Genomic DNA, 1,503 nt, shown 5'->3' with positions numbered 1-1,503 from the left:
CAACGTCGTTCGGTTAGGCGGCGGAGTGTGTGGTCAAGTCGGTGTTTCGGCTGGTGATAGGGGTGCAGCCCTTGTAGATGTGGTCCGGTCCTCCAAGACTGGTCCAACTCCACAAGGGCTGCTGTGTCCGATTCTGTCATTAGTCATGCTCCTGGCGTGTTCGCGCCGGGGCACTTGGGTGAACTGACCCGGGTCGTGCCGTTCGAGATGGTCGACGCGGCGCTGGCCGCGTGTCGTGGCCGGCAGCAGCGGGTGCGGCTGTTGCCGTCGCGGGTGGTGGTGTATTTGCTGCTGGCCGGGGCGTTGTTCGCCGGTCAGGGGTGGGGACAGGTCTGGTCGCGGTTGACCGCGTCCCTGCCCGGGGTGTGGGCGGCGCCGGCGGGTTCCTCGCTGACGCAGGCGATGCGCCGTGTCGGCATCGCGCCGTTGCAGGAGTTGTTCGACCTGCTCAAAGGCCCGGTCGCGGCCACGGCCACGCAGACGGCGCGGTTCGCCGGCCGACTCGTGGTCGCGATCGACGGCACGACCATCGCGGTGCCGGACACGCGTCCCAACCGGGCCGTGTTTCCCAAGACCGCCTGCGGACCGAACGGACCGGCGGGCTACCCGCTGCTGCGTCTGGTGGCGATCGTGGCCTGTGGGACCCGATCGGTCATTGACGCGGTCTTCGGCACCGACGCGGTCGGCGAGCTGACCTACGCACGTGACCTGACCTGTGCTCTGCGCCGCGGGATGCTGCTGCTGGCAGACCGCAACTTCGCCACATCCGCCTTCACCGGCGCCGTCGCGGCGGCCGGGGCGGACTTCCTGATCCGTGCCAAGACCGGACCCGCGCGCGACGGCTACCCGTGCAGCAGCGCCTGGCGGACGGCTCGTTCCTGTCACACATCGCCGACCTGCCGGTACGGGTGATCGAGGCGACGATCACCGCCCGGTCCGCCGACGGCACCACCCAGACCGGGCACTACCGGCTCATCACCACGCTCCTGGACCCGCACGAGGCACCCGCGATCACACTGGCGCGGCTCTACCACCAGCGGTGGGAAATCGAGACGGCCTACCTGGAACTGAAGTCCACCATCCTGGGCGGCAGAGTCCTGCGCGCCCAGCACCCGGCCGCCGTCATCCAGGAAACCTGGGCACTGCTGACCGCCTACCAGGTACTGCGCACCGCAATCGCCGACGCCGTCCTGCACCGCCCCGACCTCGACCCCGACCGGGCCTCATTCACTATCGCCTTGAACACCGCCCGCGACCAGATCACCCGCGCCGCCGGGATCACCACCGCCACCACCATCGACCTCATCGGCCGCATCGGCACCGCAATCCTTTCCGCCCTGCTCCCCAACCGCCGACCACGCATCCGCGCCCGCGTCATCAAACGCGCGATCTCCAAATATCGCGCCAACACCCGCACCCCCGACCGCCGCACCCGCGACGCCACCATCAACATCCAGATCCACAACTTGACCCCCGAAGCCGACACCTAACCGAACGGCGTTG

General features: G+C 68.9%; 1 pseudogene. It reads left to right on the top strand.

Annotated features, from left to right (window positions below):
* The first annotated feature begins 123 nt into the window (after nucleotides 1-123).
* A pseudogene (locus ACWF0M_RS38105) lies at nucleotides 124-1,490 on the top strand (IS4 family transposase).
* The last annotated feature ends 13 nt before the right edge of the window (nucleotides 1,491-1,503 follow it).

The organism is Kribbella sp. NPDC055110 (genome assembly GCF_053607525.1).
The sequence above is the reverse complement of the archived record's forward strand: the minus strand, read 5'-3'. Positions and strand labels throughout refer to the sequence as shown.